The sequence below is a fragment of the Priestia sp. P5_B4 genome (assembly GCF_056400385.1).
Genome location: NZ_JBFULJ010000700.1, coordinates 1 through 2,001, shown reverse-complemented (window position 1 = coordinate 2,001; position 2,001 = coordinate 1). Strand labels below are relative to the sequence as shown.

Genomic DNA, 2,001 nt, shown 5'->3' with positions numbered 1-2,001 from the left:
ATATCAGCTTCTAAATGATTTTTTGACAAATCATACAAAGTGCCTGTCCCTTTAAAATACCCACTAAAGGAATACCATAATTGGATGTAATGAACGTATGCATCTTCTCCATCTGTAAACCCTTCAAAGTTTATTGCCACTTGGGAACGATATTCTTTTTCTAAACACTGCTCCGAACTTAGATTTGGCAGTTGGTCGCCATCAATATCCCGACACACCCATATTTTTAAGTTCTGCTTATCCTCACGTTCAAATTTATTTCTATATTTGTGCTGAAGACTTTTGCAGTATGCCTCTCCTACTTCTTCCAACTTCACTATATCTCTTTTTAAATTCTCATTTATTTCACTCTCAGGGACTAAAATATATTTGTCATCTGTTTCCTGATCCTGTTTATCCATAAATAGCTTTTTTAATTTATCAAACAAGCTTTTCCCACCTATCTAAAAAAATAACACAAGCATGTTAAATTAGACTAAAGAAATCTTATTTCCTTCTCTGAGCTCTAGTCGTCATAACTAATAGGATATCAGCTACTTCCTTACAAGTAGATTCTTTTACTGGAGTGCTGATTTTCTGACATACTTGTAATTCAATATTTTTTACATCGAACACATGTGTTAAAGTGTAAAGTAGTGAAGCGAAAGGAGTAAAAACAACATGGCTCAACGAATCGTCAATATGTTTTTATCTGTCTTAGCTGCTTATGGAACGTTAATTTTAACCAAAAACATGAGCATTGCAGATAATATCTTTGTGACACAGATTGTTCGTCTGATCATTTGTGTTGTAGCTGTTATCATTGTAACAGGAATTACTACATACATTTTCAGAAATAAATCTTCTAGTAAATAAAAGGGCAGCTATTTAAATAGCTGCCCTTTTTATTTTCCTTAATTCCTATTTTATTTCACCCTATTAAGGTCATGCATACTTTTACGCGTTTAAAGCACGCACAAATTCTTTTGCGAGGCTGATAGTAGACTGTGGATTTTGTCCTGTTAAAAGCTTTCCGTCTACTTCGATATGATCGCTCCAATTATCTTTTGCAATAAACTCAGCGCCTAGCTCACGAAGCTTTGTTTCAAGAAGAAACGGCATGTATTTATCTAACGTTGTATCTTTCTCTTCTGAATCAGTAAACGCTGTAATACGTTTACCCTTTACAATCGGCTCACCGTTTTTAAGCTTTCCGCCTACAAGAGCTGCCGGTCCATGGCATACTGCTGCAATCAGCTTGTCGTCTTCAGCAAACTCTGTTAACAAACGGTGTAAGTGCGTATCGTCTGGAAAGTCAAACATTGTTCCGTGCCCTCCAGGTACAAACATGCCTGCAAAGTCTTGTGAACTTACTTCAGCTAATGATTTTGTATTCTCTAAAAGTTTTCCTGCTTCTTTGTCTTCGTCCGTCACATCATCTGTTAAGCTGTTAGGATCCACAGGTGATTTTCCGCTTTTTGGACTTGCTACGACTACTTCGTATCCTTCTTTCTTAAATTCTAAATATGCTTCAGAGAATTCTGTAAGCCAAATTCCAGCAAGTTCTCCGTTTTCCATTGTATGTCCATTTGTAACAACCATTAAAATTTTTGAATTTCCTGTCATGATTTACTCATTCCTTTTTCATTTATTATTTATTATTTACATACATTACATGTATCTTTAATAATTCATTTATCTCTTTGAATATGTTCCCCGGTATTATTTGATGAAAACATGGTAACTTTTTCTTAATAATAAAAAGAACAGGTAAAAACAACGGGTAAATTATACGAAGAAATAGACGTTTTTTTTATAGTTTGGAGATTATACAGGGCAGATTTTTTATATACAGTGTGACAATTCTTCACTTTAAATATTTTTGTTCTTTGACATATACATCCAATTTGATTAATATCAAATTAGATGTATATCGAATTAGAGGAAGAAGGTAGTAAGCTATGCAATTAGATAAGTTGGTGAATTATCATAAAGCCGTTGGTGATCCTACCAGGATTAGAA

3 protein-coding genes are annotated in these 2,001 nt (G+C 34.1%); 1 reads left to right on the top strand and 2 read right to left on the bottom strand.

The genetic code is table 11. From position 1 onward, the window contains the following. Positions 1-428 (bottom strand): hypothetical protein (locus tag AC1DRF_RS24885; RefSeq protein ID WP_477741952.1); only part of this gene is annotated, 428 nt, incomplete at its 3' end. A gap of 232 nt (positions 429-660) precedes the next feature. Between AC1DRF_RS24885 and AC1DRF_RS24880 the strand changes: the two genes are divergently transcribed. Then, positions 661-855, top strand: a complete 195-nt coding sequence (locus AC1DRF_RS24880) for a hypothetical protein (protein ID WP_427076715.1) — start codon at positions 661-663, stop codon at positions 853-855. Between the two features lie 81 nt (positions 856-936). Here AC1DRF_RS24880 and AC1DRF_RS24875 read toward each other — a convergent pair whose 3' ends face one another. Next, positions 937-1,605 carry a type 1 glutamine amidotransferase domain-containing protein gene (locus AC1DRF_RS24875; RefSeq protein WP_427076714.1) on the bottom strand — a complete coding sequence of 223 codons (669 nt, stop codon included), beginning with the start codon at positions 1,603-1,605 and terminating at the stop codon, positions 937-939. Between the last annotated feature and the right edge of the window lie 396 nt (positions 1,606-2,001).